Here is a 14,534-nt window from a genome sequence, read left to right as displayed (position 1 = left end):
GGGCGCGGCTCAGTACCGGGCCCGTCGACCCGTCTGCTGCTGCGGGCGCCGCCCGCCCCGGACACGCGGCACGTCGGGGTGCGGGCCGGGCTGGCAGGTCGGGCACCAGTAGGCGACCCGGTCCTCGGCGTCCTTCGTGCCGTCGTCCTGCCGGGCCACCCGCACGACGTCCCGGCACCGGCGGCAGTTCCGGCCGCCCCGCTCGAACACCCAGTGCTGGGCGCCCTCGCCGAGGTCACCGGTCGTCGACTGCTCCGGGCGCCACGCGTTGCGCAGCAGCAGCTTGCGCGACCAGCTGACGGCGTCCTCGGTCTGCCGGTCGGAGAGGTCGCCGACCTTCGTCCACGGCGAGACCTTGAGCAGGAAGCAGATCTCGGCCTTGTAGAGGTTGCCGACCCCGCAGGCCACCCGCTGGTCGAGCAGGGCCGTGCCGAGCTCGCGGTCGGGGTCGGCCCGCAGCCGGCGGAGCACCTCGTCGGACGCGGCGTCGTCCCAGCCCTCGCCGAGCAGGTCGGGCCCGAGGTGGCCGACGAAGCGGTCCTCCTCGTCGGTGGGCAGCAACTCGAGGTCGTGCAGCCGGAACCCGACCGCCACCCGGTCCTCCACGGCCAGGATCGCCCGGATCTCGTGGTCGGCCCCGCGCCATGGGCGGCCGGGCCGGTAGAGGTGCCACGAGCCGTCCATGCGGAAGTGGCTGTGCAGGCTGCGCCCGTCGTCGAACCGGGTGAACAGGTGCTTGCCGACGCTGACCACGTTCTCGACGGTCCGCCCCGCGAGGTCGTGCCCGATGAGCCGCGGGTGCCGCAGCTCGCCGCGGGTCAGCTCCTTCCCGGCCAGCGCGTCGTCGAGGCGCCGGCCGGCGAGGAACACGGTGTCACCCTCGGGCATGTCCCCAGCATGCCCCGCCTGCGGCGGGTCCACCCCCGTCCCGACCCACGGGGCTCCTAGCGGGCGAGCACCAGGTCCCGCGGCGCCGAGCGCTCGGCGGGCGACACGTGCTGGGCGGTCGGGCGTCCACCCGGCCCGCTCGCGATCACGAGCACGGTCTCCGGGTGGTCCACCGGGGCGCAGAAGGCCCCGTCGGGCTCCACCGGCACGACGGCGAGCTGACGGCCGTGGAGGTCCACCAGCGTCACGTGCGCCTCGGACGCCGGGGCGCCCCCGGCGAGCCGGACGTGCCCGTGCACGGCGGGACCACGCCCGTCGTCGGGAAGTCCGACCTCGGTCTCGACCACCGTCGAGTCGACCGACCGGGAGCGCGGCAGGACCGGGATCAGCGTCGTCGCGACGAGGGCGACGAGGCCGCACCCGGCGGCGATCCAGAGCGTGGTCTGCAGGCCGGCGAGGGAGGGACCGTTGAACGACGGGGTCCGGATCACCATCGCCGAGAGCACGACCGCGGCCACCGCGGAGGCGGTCGACGTGCCCACCGACCGCATGAGGGTGTTGAGCCCGTTCGCGGCGGCGGTCTTGTCGGTGGGGACGGCGCGCATGATCAGGTCCGGCAGCGAGCCGTAGGCCAGGGCGACACCCGCGCCGACCAGCGAGATCACCAGCGCCACGTGCCACGGCTGCGAGAGCAGCATCGTGCCGAGGGCGTAGGCGATCACGATGATCACGAGCCCGAGCTGCAGCGAGGTGCGGGGCCCGAAGCGGGCCGAGACCCGGGCGGTGACCGGGGACATCACCATCATGACGACGCCGTTCGGGGCCAGGACGAGGCCGGCGGCGAGCAGCGAGAGCCCCAGCCCGTAGCCCGACGACGTCGGGGCCTGCAGCAGCTGCGGGAAGGTCACCATGCCGGTGAACATCGCGACGCCGACCGGCACCGAGACCAGGTTGGGCACGAGCACGGCGCGGCGGACGGTGACGCGCAGGTCGACGATCGGATCGCGCGTGCGGAGCTCCCAGAGACCCCAGGCGAGCAGCACGACGACCGCGCCGATCGCGGAGCCCAGGGTGGTGGCGCTGCCCCAGCCCCACTCCGCCCCCTTGGAGATCGCGAGGAGGCCGAGCACCAGACCGACCGTGAGCGCGACGGCGCCCACGGCGTCGAACCGGCCCCCGGAGCGCTGCGCGGACTCGGGGATGACGGCGAGGATCAGCACGATGCCGGCCGCGCCGAGGGCGGCGGCGGTCCAGAACAGGGCGTGCCAGTCGGCGATCTGCACGATGAGCGCGGAGAGCGGCAGGCCGAGCCCGCCGCCGATGCCGAGGGTCGCACTCATCAGCGCGATGCCGGAGCCGAGTCGCTCCGGGGGCAGTGCGTCGCGCATCAGGCTGATGCCCAGCGGCACCGCGCTGACCGCGACGCCCTGCAGCGAGCGCCCGACGAGGACCGGGACGAGCGACGACGTCAGGGCGCAGATCAACGCGCCGACGACGAGCAGGGCGAGGGTGGCGACGAGGACCCGGCGCTTGCCGATCATGTCGCCGAGGCGGCCGGCGATGGGGGTCGCGACCGCGCCGCCGAGCAGGGTCGCCGTGATCACCCAGGAGGCATTCGCCGGCGTCGTCGACAGCAGGGCGGGCAGCTGGGGGACGATCGGCACCACCAGCGTCATGCACAGCGAGGCGATCAGCCCCACCGACGAGAGCACCGCGACGACCAGCGCGGGTGATGCTCCCGGCCGAGCTCCGACGTCAGCCTGCGCCACCCGTCCTCCGATCCACCGGTTTCGTGTATTACGCAACGAAACGATAGACGTCCGGAACGTCGTCCGGGTTCCGGATATTCCCTACGTCACGCCTCAGCGGGTGGCGAGCAGGACCGCGACGAGCCCGACGACGTTGGTGCCCAGGTGGATGCCGATGGAGGCGAACAGCGACCCGGTCCGGCGGCGCACCACCGACATCACCACGCCGCCCAGCGCGGTCACCAGGAGCACCACGAGCACGCCGAACACCGGCACGCCGCCCACCGGCGCGGCCAGCGCGCCCGCGAGGTGCCACACCGCGAACGCAGAGGCCACCGCGAACACCACGCCGCGCCCGGCCCACAGTCGCCCCGCCCAGGCCCGTTCGGTGAGCCCGTGCAGCACCCCGCGGAACGCCAGCTCCTCGCAGAGCACGGTGCCGACCGGGATGAGCAGCAGCGCCCGGAGCACGAGCTGGGAGGACGAGCTGGACTCCACGCCGGGGTTCTCGAGCAGCGGGCGGGTCGCCGGCAGCAGGAACGCGGCCGCGTAGCCCAGGGCGGCCACGCCGACGGCGGCACCGCCCCAGCGGATCCCGGCCCGCCACGTCGTCGGGCACAGGCCGAGGTCCCGCCACGTCAGGCCGCCCGCGCGCGCGGCCAGCACGAGCACCAGCACCCCGACGACGTTGGCGATCATCCGGACGACGGGGTCGGCGGGCAGGGCCGGCACCAGGAGGTTGTTCCAGGCGACCAGCACCACGGCGACGGCCGCCACGACGGCGGAGAGGACGACGACGGCGGGGACGCGACGTGCAGGCGCGGCGGGGAGGGCGACGGTCATGGCACCTCGGGTCGGCGACGGGGGACGCCCTCCACGGTGCCATCCGCCCCTGTGTGCGAGCCGTGAGGGGCCGCACACCGTGCCCGGTCAGCCGGCGGCGGTGCTCGCCGAGGTGCCGACGAGGGCCTGCTGGACCCGCGCGGTGTCGGCGGCCGTCCAGCCCTGGGGGGCGCCGATCGCCGCCCAGCCGTCCAGCACCTCGCCCGCGTACACGTGGCCGTGCCCGGGCGGCACGTCGACGGCGTTGACCAGGTCGATCGTCACCTGCCAGAAGGTGATCACCGGGTACCAGCTCATCGCGCCGAGGACGTCGGGGCCGCGGCGCTCGACGAGCCAGTCCGGCCGCTCCCAGAGCAGGCGGGGCGACCACCAGACGACGGGGTCGGAGGCGTGCTGCAGGTAGAGGACGTGCGGGGTGATCCACGGCGTCGGCGGGGTCTGCGCGACGGTGGCGCTGCCCCCGTCGGCGGCGAAGCGCACCACGAGGCCGTCGGAGTAGGTCGGCAGGATCTCCGGCGAGCCCGGGTCGCGCCGGGTGACGATCTGCGACCACAGCCGGTTGGAGTTCGGCGGGCCGACCCACAGCGCGCCGTCGGTGTTGGCGCGGACGTCGGCGAGCGAGGAGAAGGCCGCCTCCGACCCCTGCGACCCGAGGCTCTCGCCGAACACGAGCATCCGGGGCCGGGGCTGACCCTCCGGGATCGCCTCGATGCGGGCGTGGACCGCGTCGATGAGCAGCCGGCCGGCCTCCTCCGCGCGCGGACCGTCGAACAGGAACGACAGCCAGCTCGGCAGGTAGGAGTACTGCGTGGCGACCATGGCGGTGTTCCCGCCGTACATCGCCTCCAGCGAGTTCGACACCGGGTCGTCGACCCAGCCCGTGCCCGTCGTCGTGATGACCGCGACCACCGGTCGGGCGAAGGCGCCCTCGCGGTCGAGCTCGGCGACGGCGAGGTCGGCGCGGCTCTGCGCGTCCGGGGCCGACTCGAGACCGACGTAGGCGCGGATCGGCTCGACGGCGGGTCGGTTGCCGGCGCGGGCCAGGATCGCGGGGTCGAGACCGGCGGCGACGAAGCGGCGACCCTCCTTGCCGAGGGTCTGCCAGGGCACCAGCGAGGCCGGCGAGCCGGACCGCCGGGGGTCCGTCGGCTGGTCGAAGCCGGGGTAGGTCTCGTCGTTCACGCCGGAGAAGGCCTGGTCGACGACGGCGAGGGTGCCGCCCAGGACGACCTGGTTGAGGAAGGCCGACAGGATCACGGCGAGCAGCACGACCGCCACGGCGGCGGCGATCCGCCGCGGCAGCCGGGCGTAGCGGCGCAGCCCGCGTACGAGCACGTGGTCGGCGTGGCGCACGAGCCGGACGAGCGCGATCGGCAGGATCGCGACGACGATCCCGAGGGGGACCGCCCGCGAGTAGCCGAGCAGGGTCGGCGGCTCCATGCCCACCAGCACCGCCAGCTCCCGCTGCCAGTGCACCCCGGCGACGAGGGCGATCGCCACGACCACCGCGGAGGCGACGAGCAGGATCGGCCACGCGACCAGCCGCACCCGTCGTGGCACCCAGCCGCGGGCGTGGGCGACGAGCCGCAGGCCGACGTGGGTGCGCCGGATGAGGAACCACAGCGTGGTGCCCACGCCGTAGCCGGCCGCGGCGGAGAGTCCCGTCGCGAGGCCCTGCACCATCCAGTCCCGCGGGATCAGCGACGGCGTCATCGCGAGCGAGCCGAAGGCGACCGCGACGGTCAGTCCGAGGGCGTCCACGCGCAGCCAGCGCAGGCCGCGCCGGTCGAGCGGTCCCGGGCCGCGGTGCACGACGTGTGCGGCCGGCGGGCGGGGCCGGGTGCCGTGCAGGGGCCCGGTGTCGGTGTCCGGGTCTCCCGACGCCGGGTGCGGGTCGGTCACGAGTTCGTCCGCGTCGACCCTGGGCACCCCCACAGTCTGGACCCTCGAGTGCTCGGCCGAATGGTGGGACCCGGTCGAGGCGGGTGCCGACCAGCCGTGGTTCGACAGGTTTGTCGCGATCCGGCGCTGCGCCGTTCGGGGTCGTTACACTCCCGTGCGTGACGAGGGCCGACGGGGACCGGGGAGATCGTTCCGCAGTCCAGTCGGTCGACCGGGCGATCTCCATCCTCGAGATCCTCGCGGCCCGTGGCGAGGCCGGTATCACCGAGATCGCCGAGGAGCTCGGCGTCCACAAGTCGACCGCGTCGCGCCTGGTCTCCGCGCTGCAGCGCCGCGGGCTGCTCGAGCAGCTCGGCGACCGCGGGAAGTACGCGTTGAGCTTCGGCGTCGTGCGCCTGGCCGCCGCGACCACCGGGCGGATGGACCTCGCCCGACTGGGGCAGCCGACCTGCCAGGCGCTCGCGGAGATCGTCGGGGAGACCGTCAACATCGCGGTCTCCGACGGCGAGGCCGCCATCAACGTGGCGCAGGAGTTCGGCACCTCGAGCGTGAGCACCCAGAACTGGGTGGGCCGCCGCACCCCGTTGCACGCGACCTCGGCCGGCAAGGTGCTCCTGGCCCACATGGACGACACGGATCAGCGGTTGCTGCTGCGGCGGCGCCTCCCGCGGTTCACCGAGGCCACGATCACGGAGCCGGCGGCGCTGCGGGTGGAGCTGGCGCGGGTGCTCGACGAGGGCTACGCCCGCTCGTTCGAGGAGCTCGAGGTCGGCATGCACGCGGTCGCGGTGCCGGTGTGGGCGCACGACGGTTCGGTGGTCGCCGCGCTCTCCGCCTCGGGCCCGGCGTACCGGCTCCCACGACGGCGCGCGCGGGCGATCGTCGGTGACATGCGGGAGGCGGCCCGGGAGCTCTCGGTCCGCCTCGGCTGGGTGGAGCCCTCCGGACAGCACTGATCCCGGCCGTTCGGAGCAGGGCGGCTGTGGACGGATCGAGGTTGTCCACAGGGTGTGGCGCCGTCGTTGCCGGGGTGCTGGGGATGCCCCGACCCTGACCTCATGCGCGAGATGATCACGGTCCGCGAGGCGGACCACGAACTGCGGATCCAGGTCCTCGACGCCCGGGCCTACGTCGCGATCGTGCCCGTCGGGGCCGACGCGGAGCCGGACGGGCCGGGGCGCACGGTGTCGCTGCCGGCCCGCCGGCTGCACGCCCTGCTGCGGGCCGCCTGGGCCGACGACCAGTTCGGCGCCCTCGGTCCGATCGACCCGGCCCTGTGGCCGTCGGCCGAGCCCGACCCCTGCTCCGACCCCGACGAGGACCCCTACCTCGAGGAGCGGCTCCGCTTCGGCTGGCGGGAGGACTGGCCGGAGGCGTGGGACCGACCGGGCGGTGAGGTGGTCCCGCTCCGCTCGGCACAGCCACCCCGGCCGGCGAACGGGGGCCTGCCGTGGTCGACCGAGGACGACGCCGCCCTGCGGGCGGCGTGGATCGCCGCCGATCCGGAGCGCGCCCGCACCGAGGTCCTCGACGAGCTCGCGGCGCGGTTCGCGCGGACGTCCGCCGCGGTGGCCGCGCGGCTCTACCGCGTGGGCTGCGACCCGGCCCGCCGGGGCAGCGCCTGCATGGACCCGGTGGCCCGTGAGCCAGGATCCCCTGCATGACCGACACCCCGCCCGCCGTCGAGCTGCACGTCCACGTCGAGGGCACGCTCGAGCCCGAGCTGATCATGGAGCTGGCCGAGCGGAACCGGGTGTCCCTGCCCTACGGCGACCTCGAGGACCTGCGCGCCCGCTACGCCTTCGACGACCTCCAGCACTTCCTCGACCTCTACTACGCGAACATGGCGGTGCTCCGGGAGCCGGCGGACTTCGCGGCGATGACGCAGGCGTACCTGGCGCGGGCCGCGGCGGCCGGGGTGCGCCACGTCGAGCTGTTCGTCGACCCGCAGGCCCACCTCGCCCGTGGCGTCGCGGTCGAGGCGGTGCTGGAGGGGGTCGCGGGCGCCCTCGCCGCGGCCCCGGCCGGAATGACGACGGGGCTCATCCCGTGCTTCCTGCGCGACCGGCCGGTCGAGGAGGCGATGTCGGTGCTCGACGCGCTGGTCGCGAGCGGGACGCCCCTGCTGGGGATCGGGCTGGACTCGGCCGAGGTCGGGAATCCGCCGTCGCTGTTCGCCGAGGTCTACGCCCGGGCCCGCGCCGAGGGGCTGCGGCTGGTGGCCCACGCGGGGGAGGAGGGCCCCGCCGCGTACGTGTGGGAGGCGCTCGACCTGCTCGGGGTCGAGCGGATCGACCACGGCATCCGCAGCCTCGACGACCCGGCGCTGGTGGCCCGGCTGGCGCAGGAGGCGGTGCCGCGTGTGCCCCCTGTCGAACGTCCGCCTGCGGTGCGTGGACACCCTTGCGGGCCACCCGCTGCCCGCCATGCTCGACGCCGGGCTCGCGGTCAGCATCCACTCCGACGACCCCGCCTACTTCGGCGGCTACGTCGACGACAACCACCGCGCCGTCGCGGAGGCGCTGGGCCTCGACCGGGCGCAGGTGCGCGCGCTCGCCGACCACGCCGTCGAGGCGGCGTTCGTCGACGACGCGCGCCGCGCCGAGCTGCGGGCGGAGGTGGCGGCCTGGGCTCAGGCCTGAGCGTGGGCCCAGAGGAGGAACGCGGCGGCGTCGTCGAGGTCGGCGAACCCGGCGCCGAGCGCGTCGACGAGCAGGTCGTTCGACCCGCAGGCCAGCCGGCCGACGGTGTGCCGGGTGCGGTCGACCGGCGGGAGGTCGACCCCGAGCACCGACGCGACGATCTCGCGCTTGCCCTCCCCGCCCGACCCGCCGTCGACGGTGAGGATCGGCAGGAACCGCTCCGGGCGCGCCACCGCGAGGACGTGGGTCAGCACCGACTCCCGGGCGCCCCCCATCGCGTGCGGGCTGGTCTGCTCGGCCAGCGCCGTGAAGCGGTCCTCGAGGGGCGGGTCGTCCGGTGACTGCTCGTCGTCGCCGCTCTCCCCGCGGAGCAGGTACTCGATGGCGTCGCGGAACCGCTGGGAGGCGTCCCGGTCGCCGAGCTTGCGCCACTCGCGGGAGAACGACGAGGTGTTGCCCGACAGTGCCAGGACGTCCGCGGTGACGAAGTCCTTGAGCTGTCCCGGCTCGGCGTGCGGGAGCCCGGCGCGGCTGAACATCAGCTCGTAGAGCCGACGGAAGTCCGCGGCGTAGGGGTCCGTGCGCGGCCGCCGGCGGGGCCACGCCGCCTTGAGCGCCGCCAGCCGCTGGAGGGACTCGCCGGGCACGTCGTCGAGGGTCGGGAACCTCCGGACGACGGGTGCGGCGGCCGGGGCGGGCGCGGGGCGCGTGCTCGTCGTCGCCGCGCGCGTGGCGGCGGGCCTCGCGCTCGTCGCGCGGGCCCGGGGTGCGGGCGTCTTGACGGGCTTCGGCACCACCGCGCGGGGTGACACCGGTCGGGCGCCGTGCATCCAGTGGTGGCCGCAGGTGGTGCAGCGCATCTCGTTGCGCCCGTCGTCGGCCATCCCGACGTACTCCGCTGCTCCGACCTCGCAGCTCGGACACGCCAGTGCCATCGGACTCCTCTGCTCGCCGGACCGTGCGGCGACCATCTTGCCTGCCCCGGTCCACCCCCGCGCCCGGCGCTCCCCGCTCCGGGCCCCGAGATGCACGTGGGGCAGCTCCACGGGCCGCGGAGGCTGCCTGGTGTCACCCTCGCGGCGGGCCGGGTGCAGATGCGACCGCGAGGTGCACGTGGGGCAGCTCCACGGACCGCGCGGCCTGCCTGGTGTCACTCTCGCGGTGGAGCGGGATGGCGGCCCGCCGCGAGGTGTCCGTGGGGCAGGTCCGCGGGCCCCGGGAGCTGCCTGGTGTCACCCTCGCGCCGGCATCACGCCCGGATGCGCAGGCCCTTCGGGCTGTTGCGGAACCCGGCCTCGCCGAGCGCCTCGGCGAGCACCCCGTCCATCGCGCTCGACCCGTCCGTGCGCTCGACCGACAGGCCACCGAGCGACCCGTCCCGCACGGCCGCGGTGAGGGCGTTCGCCGCCTCGGTGAGCCGCTCGCGGTCGTCGGTGAACGACAGCAGCGACTTGCCGCCGCGTTCGACGTAGATCGTGGGCTCGCCGTCGGTCAGCACCACGAGCGAGCCGGCCTTGCGGCCCGGCCGGTGACCGGTGGTGCCGTCCTGCGACGCCTTCGTCGGCGGCCACTCCAGCGCCGCGCCCCAGGGCTGGGCCGGGTCGGTCGCGGCGAGCACGAGCGCCTGCTGGCCCCGGGCGGAGGCGTCGTCGTCGCGGGAGGTGGCACGGAGGCGGTCGATCGCGCCCGGCACCGCGAACTGCGCCGCCCCGAGCCCCTCGACGACGTAGCCCCGCCGGCAGCGTCCCGACTCCTCCATGGCCCGCAGCACCGGATAGATGCCCGCGAAGCCGCCGGTGACCCGCTCCGTGTCGAGCGCCCCCCGGGTCAGCACGCCGTGACGTTCCAGGAACGACTCGGTCCGGGCCTGGGCGCGCCGGGTCGCGTCCGGCTCACGCTCCGGGACGGCCGACCAGCGGCCCGCGACGGTCGGCGGGCCCGTGCGCGACGGCATCTGCGGCCGCCCGACCCGCGCGTAGCGCCCGCGCGACGGGGTCCGCCGACCCTTGTGTGCCGCCTTCGACCGTCCTCCGCCCCCCGACACCAGCGCTCGGACGGGAGCCAGCGTGTCGTTCGTGGCGTGCCCGGACCATACGAGGTCCCAGAGCGCCTCGACCGTCGTCGGGTCGTCGGGGATCGTCTCGCCGGCGTCGCGGAGGATGGCGCCCGCGCGGTCGGAGAGCGTCCGGAAGAACAGCGCGCCCCCGCCGTCGAGGGCCTCGAGCAGCGCGCGGTGCAGCGGCGACTCCACCAGCCCCTCGTCGGGCTCGGGCAGCATGAGGTCGGCGACGTCGGCGGGGGCGACGGCGAGCCAGCCGTCCCCCCCGGAGAGCGTGCCGCACCCGGTCCACGTGACCTCGCCGGCGCTGGTCAGCTCGTCGAGCAGCGCCGGGGTGTACCCGGGCAGCCGCGCCGGCAGCACCAGCGACTCCCAGGCGCTCGCGGGCACCGGGGCGCCCGCGAGCTGCTCGATCACGTTCAGTACGTCGTCCGGGCTCGGCGCCCGACGACGGCGGCCGCCGATCCCGTGCCAGGACGGCAGGAACCGCCCGAGGGCCGCGGGCTCGACGGGCTCGACCTCCGCCCGCAGGCGCGCGAGCGACCCGCGGCGGATGCGCCGCAGGACCTCGGCGTCGCAGAAGTCGATCCCGCCGTCGGGGACCCCGGTGTCCCCGGGGACCGGGGGCGCGTCGGTCGGCCGCAGCTCACCGCGGACGAGGCGTCCGGCACCGGCCATCCGCTCCAGCACCGACGACACCACGGCCGGGCCGAGCCCGAACCGCCGGGCGGCGGCCGACGCCGGGAACGGACCTCGCGTGCGGGCGTAGCGGGCGAGGAGGTCACCGAGCGGGTCGGCGACCGGCTCGGTGAAGGCCTCGGGCACGCCGACGGGGAGCCCGGCGCCGAGCGCGTCGCGCAGCCGCCCCGCGTCCTCGATCGCCACCCAGCGGTTCTCGCCCGCGATCTTGACCCGGAGCGCCCGGCGCGCGGACTCCAGCGACTCCAACCACTCCTCGCGGACCCCGCGGGTCGCGGCCTCCGCCGTCGTGAGGTCGCCGACGAAGCGCAGCAGGTCGGCCGTGCCCTCGGCGTCGCGCACGTGGCGTTCGGGGTCGGTGCGCTGGAGCCCCGACTCGACCTCGGCCAGCACGTCGACGTCGAGCAGCTCCCGGATCGCCTCCGACCCGAGCAGCTCGGCGAGCAGCGTCGAGTCCAGCGAGAGGGCCGCGGCCCGCCGCTCCGCGAGCGGGGCGTCCATCTCGTAGAGGAACATCCCCACGTAGCCGAACATCAGCGTCCGCGCGAACGGCGACGCCGACGGGGTCGCGACATCGACCACCTGCACCGCCCGCGAGCGGACGTCGCGCATCAGCTCGACCAGGCCGGGCACGTCGTACACGTCCTGCAGACACTCCCGGTAGGTCTCGAGCACCACCGGGAACTGCTCGTACTTCGACGCGACGCTCATCAGCTGGGCGGCCTTCTGCCGCTGCTGCCAGAGCGGCGTGCGCCGGGTCGGGTCGCGGCGGGGGAGCAGCAGCGACCGGGCCGCGCACTCGCGGAAGCGGGCGGCGAACAGGGCGGAGCCGCTGACCTCCGCCGTGACCAGCTGGTCGACCTCGTCGGGGTCGAGCAGGACGTCCTCCGCGCCGGGCAGGATCTCGGCGCCCGTGTCGTCGAGGGTGTCGGGCAGCCGCAGCACGATCCCGTCGTCGGCCGAGGCCGCCGACACCTCCAGGCCGCGCTGCTCGCGGAACCGGGCCGCGATCGCCAGGGCCCACGGCGCGTTGACCTGGGCGCCGAAGGGGGAGTGCACGACGATCCGCCAGTCGCCCAGCTCGTCGCGGAACCGCTCGACCACGATCGTGCGGTCGCTCGGGACGTGCCGCGTGGCCTCCCGCTGCTCGCCCAGGTAGCCGACGAGGTTGTCGACGGCCCAGGCGTCGAGGCCCGCGGCCGCCGCGCGTTCCCGGGCGGCCGCATCGTCGGCGCCCGCGATCTCGCGGACGAACGCGCCCAGGGCCCGCCCGAGCTCGAGCGGCCGTCCGAGTGCGTCGCCCTTCCAGAACGGCATCCGTCCGGGCACGCCGGGGGCGGGCTCGGCGATCACGCGGTCGCGGGTGATGTCGAGGACCCGCCAGGTGGTGGAGCCGAGCAGGAACGTGTCGCCCGCCCGCGACTCGTAGACCATCTCCTCGTCGAGCTCACCGACCCGCGAGCCCCCGGTGCCGTTCTCCCCGGAGCCGGGGGTGACGACGGTGTACAGCCCGCGGTCGGGGATCGTGCCGCCGGAGGTGACGGCCAGCCGCTGGGCGCCCGGCCGTCCGGCGAGCTCGTCGGTGACCCGGTCCCACGTGATGCGCGGGCGCAGCTCGCCGAACTCCTCGCTGGGGTAGCGGCCCGCGAGCATGTCGAGCACGGAGCCCACCGCCGAGTCGGGCAGTCCGCTGAACGGGGCCGCCCGCCGGACGAGCGCGGTCAGGTCGGTCAGCGACCAGTTCTCCATCGCGGTCATCGCCACGACGTGCTGGGCCAGGACGTCGAGCGGGTTGCGCGGGTAGCGCATCGCCTCGATCTTCCCGCCCGCCATCCGCTCGGCCACGACCGCGCAGGAGACGAGGTCGCCCCGGTACTTCGGGAACACGACGCCTTCGGACACCGCACCCACCTGGTGGCCGGCCCGTCCCACCCGCTGCAGCCCGCTGGCCACCGACGGCGGCGCCTCGACCTGCACCACGAGGTCGACCGCCCCCATGTCGATGCCCAGCTCCAGGCTGGACGTCGCCACGACACACGGCAGCTGCCCCGTCTTCAGGGCCTCCTCCACCAGGGTGCGCTGGGTGCGGCTCATCGAGCCGTGGTGCGCCCGCGCCACGATCACCTCGGCGGGCTCGGCCACGCCGGACTGCCCGACCGCCTCGGCCGGGAAGGGGCCCTTCCCGACGACGGGTGCGTCACCGGCGTCGTCGGAGGTGTCGTCGGAGTCGTCGACATCGGGGTCGTCGTCCAGGTCGACCGGCTCGGCCTCCGCCTGGGCCATGGCCGCCCGCTCCGTGGCGAGCTCGTTGATCCGCGCGGTGAGCCGCTCGGCCAACCGGCGGGAGTTGGCGAAGACGATCGTGGAGCGGTGGGACTCGACGAGGTCGAGCACCTTCTCCTGCACCGCGGGCCAGATGGACGCCCGCTGCGCCGCCCCGGCGGCGGAGCCCTCGACCTCCTCCTCGACGCCCGGGCCGCTCTGGTTGTCCCCCGAGTCGAGCGCGCTCATGTCCTCGACCGGGACGACGACGCTGACCTCGACGACCTTCGTCGACTCCGGCTGCACCACGCGCACCGGACGCCCGCCCGCGAGGAAGGTGGAGACCTCCTCCACCGGGCGCACCGTCGCCGAGAGCCCGATCCGCTGGGCCGGTGCGTCGAGCAGGGCATCGAGGCGCTCCAGCGACAGGGCCAGGTGCGCCCCGCGCTTCGAGGCCAGGACCGCGTGCACCTCGTCGACGATCACCGTGTCCACCCCGCGCAACGACTCCCGCGCGGCGGAGGTGAGCAGCAGGAACAGTGACTCCGGGGTGGTCACCAGGACGTCGGGCGGGGTGCGGTTGAAGGCGCGGCGCTCGTCGGCCGGGGTGTCGCCGGTGCGGGAGCCGACGGTGATGTCGGGTTCCGGGAGCCCGAGGCGGTGGGTGGCCTGGCGCAGCCCCGCGAGCGGCGAGCGGAGGTTGCGCTGGACGTCGACGGTGAGCGCCTTCATCGGCGACACGTAGAGGACCCGGCACCGTCGCGTGGGCTCCTCGGGCAGCGGCTCCGAGGCCAACCGGTCGAGCGCCCAGAGGAAGGCGGCCAGCGTCTTGCCCGAGCCGGTGGGGGCGACGACGAGGGCGTGCTCGCCGTCCGCGACCGCGTCCCACGCACCCGCCTGCGCGGCGGTGGGTTCACCGAAGGCACCGGTGAACCAGTCCCGCGTGGCGGGGGAGAAACGGTCGAGAACGGTCACGAGGTCATGCATACCCGCCGGGTCCGACACTCACCGGCGCTGGGAGAACCACCAGCGCAGCAGCACCACGAGCGCGGCGACCAGGCCGAGGACGGCCAGCACCGGGCCGAGCCACTCGTAGCCGGCGGGAGTGGGCAGCCCGATCTGGGCGAACACGACATCCACGACCCCGAGGCTACCGATCTCCCCGGGTTCGCCGGCCGGGTCGCGGACGCCCTCGCGGGGCCCACGACGCCGGGTCGGGTCGGGCGGGCACGGCGGACGCACCTACCCTCGGGGTGTGCGCCTGACCCACTTCCGGCAGCTGATGGAGGACGAGTTCGGCGCCGTGCGCGCCTCCTCGATCGCGCGGGACCACGTGTTCTCCGCGCTCGCCGGCCGCACCGTGGAGCAGGCGCTGGAGGACGGCGAGGAGCCGCGCGAGGTCTGGCGCGCGGTGTGCGCCGAGTTCGACGTCCCGGCCGCCCGCAGATGACCGGCGTGTCCCCCTCCGGGATCGAACACGTGTTCGTCTAG

10 protein-coding genes and 1 pseudogene are annotated in these 14,534 nt (G+C 75.2%); 4 read left to right on the top strand and 7 right to left on the bottom strand.

Annotation, left to right across the window (positions count from 1 at the left end; genetic code table 11):
- Nucleotides 1–9: 9 nt before the first annotated feature.
- The 4 genes from BJ983_RS12295 to BJ983_RS12280 form a co-directional block, all read right to left on the bottom strand.
- Nucleotides 10–888 (bottom strand): DNA-formamidopyrimidine glycosylase family protein, encoded by an 879-nt coding sequence (locus tag BJ983_RS12295; RefSeq protein WP_179794044.1) that lies wholly within the window; start codon nucleotides 886–888, stop codon nucleotides 10–12.
- Between the two features lie 56 nt (nucleotides 889–944).
- Nucleotides 945–2,657 carry an MFS transporter gene (locus BJ983_RS12290; RefSeq protein ID WP_179794043.1) on the bottom strand — a complete coding sequence of 571 codons (1,713 nt, stop codon included), beginning with the start codon at nucleotides 2,655–2,657 and terminating at the stop codon, nucleotides 945–947.
- A 93-nt stretch (nucleotides 2,658–2,750) separates the two neighbouring features.
- Complete coding sequence (locus tag BJ983_RS12285) at nucleotides 2,751–3,479, bottom strand: CPBP family intramembrane glutamic endopeptidase (protein ID WP_179794042.1); 729 nt, start codon at nucleotides 3,477–3,479, stop codon at nucleotides 2,751–2,753.
- Nucleotides 3,480–3,566: 87 nt separating this feature from the next.
- Nucleotides 3,567–5,408: an alpha/beta-hydrolase family protein gene (locus BJ983_RS12280; RefSeq protein ID WP_218890244.1), complete on the bottom strand. Its 1,842-nt coding sequence runs from the start codon at nucleotides 5,406–5,408 to the stop codon at nucleotides 3,567–3,569.
- A gap of 131 nt (nucleotides 5,409–5,539) precedes the next feature.
- Between BJ983_RS12280 and BJ983_RS12275 the strand changes: the two genes are divergently transcribed.
- The 3 genes and pseudogenes from BJ983_RS12275 to BJ983_RS32705 all read left to right on the top strand — a co-directional run bounded on the left by BJ983_RS12275 (nucleotide 5,540) and on the right by BJ983_RS32705 (nucleotide 8,023).
- The gene (locus BJ983_RS12275) at nucleotides 5,540–6,337 is read left to right on the top strand and encodes an IclR family transcriptional regulator domain-containing protein (protein ID WP_179794041.1); all 798 of its coding nucleotides are present in this window, start codon (nucleotides 5,540–5,542) and stop codon (nucleotides 6,335–6,337) included.
- Between the two features lie 102 nt (nucleotides 6,338–6,439).
- Nucleotides 6,440–7,045, top strand: a complete 606-nt coding sequence (locus BJ983_RS12270) for a hypothetical protein (RefSeq protein WP_179794040.1) — start codon at nucleotides 6,440–6,442, stop codon at nucleotides 7,043–7,045.
- Nucleotides 7,042–8,023 (top strand): annotated as a pseudogene (locus BJ983_RS32705) (adenosine deaminase). Before BJ983_RS12270 ends, BJ983_RS32705 begins: the two are co-directional and overlap by 4 nt.
- Here BJ983_RS32705 and BJ983_RS12260 read toward each other — a convergent pair.
- The 3 genes from BJ983_RS12260 to BJ983_RS31635 form a co-directional block, all read right to left on the bottom strand.
- Nucleotides 8,014–8,958 carry a zinc ribbon domain-containing protein gene (locus tag BJ983_RS12260; protein ID WP_179794039.1) on the bottom strand — a complete coding sequence of 315 codons (945 nt, stop codon included), beginning with the start codon at nucleotides 8,956–8,958 and terminating at the stop codon, nucleotides 8,014–8,016. The pseudogene BJ983_RS32705 and the gene BJ983_RS12260 overlap by 10 nt on opposite strands.
- Before the next feature lie 314 nt (nucleotides 8,959–9,272).
- Nucleotides 9,273–14,030 (bottom strand): ATP-dependent helicase, encoded by a 4,758-nt coding sequence (locus tag BJ983_RS12255; protein ID WP_179794038.1) that lies wholly within the window; start codon nucleotides 14,028–14,030, stop codon nucleotides 9,273–9,275.
- Between the two features lie 18 nt (nucleotides 14,031–14,048).
- Nucleotides 14,049–14,183: a hypothetical protein gene (locus BJ983_RS31635; RefSeq protein WP_281376277.1), complete on the bottom strand. Its 135-nt coding sequence runs from the start codon at nucleotides 14,181–14,183 to the stop codon at nucleotides 14,049–14,051.
- A gap of 115 nt (nucleotides 14,184–14,298) precedes the next feature.
- On the opposite strand from BJ983_RS31635, the gene BJ983_RS12250 reads away from it, so the two are divergent.
- On the top strand, nucleotides 14,299–14,493 hold the full coding sequence (locus BJ983_RS12250; RefSeq protein WP_179794037.1) for a DUF3046 domain-containing protein: 195 nt from the start codon (nucleotides 14,299–14,301) through the stop codon (nucleotides 14,491–14,493).
- The last annotated feature ends 41 nt before the right edge of the window (nucleotides 14,494–14,534 follow it).

Origin of the sequence: Actinomycetospora corticicola, from assembly GCF_013409505.1 — a bacterium.
GTDB classification, from domain to species: Bacteria; Actinomycetota; Actinomycetes; order Mycobacteriales; family Pseudonocardiaceae; genus Actinomycetospora; species Actinomycetospora corticicola.
Note: the sequence above shows the minus strand (reverse complement) of the source record. Positions and strands in the feature narration are given on the sequence as shown.

Bases quoted from the DNA above. Each gene is read 5' to 3' on its own strand.
- BJ983_RS12295 (WP_179794044.1), bottom strand. From the start codon at position 888: ATGCCCGAGGGTGACACCGTGTTCCTCGCCGGCCGGCGCCTCGACGAC.
- BJ983_RS12285 (WP_179794042.1), bottom strand. From the start codon at position 3,479: ATGACCGTCGCCCTCCCCGCCGCGCCTGCACGTCGCGTCCCCGCCGTC.
- BJ983_RS12270 (WP_179794040.1), top strand. From the start codon at position 6,440: ATGCGCGAGATGATCACGGTCCGCGAGGCGGACCACGAACTGCGGATC.
- BJ983_RS12260 (WP_179794039.1), bottom strand. From the start codon at position 8,958: ATGGCACTGGCGTGTCCGAGCTGCGAGGTCGGAGCAGCGGAGTACGTC.
- BJ983_RS12255 (WP_179794038.1), bottom strand. From the start codon at position 14,030: ATGCATGACCTCGTGACCGTTCTCGACCGTTTCTCCCCCGCCACGCGG.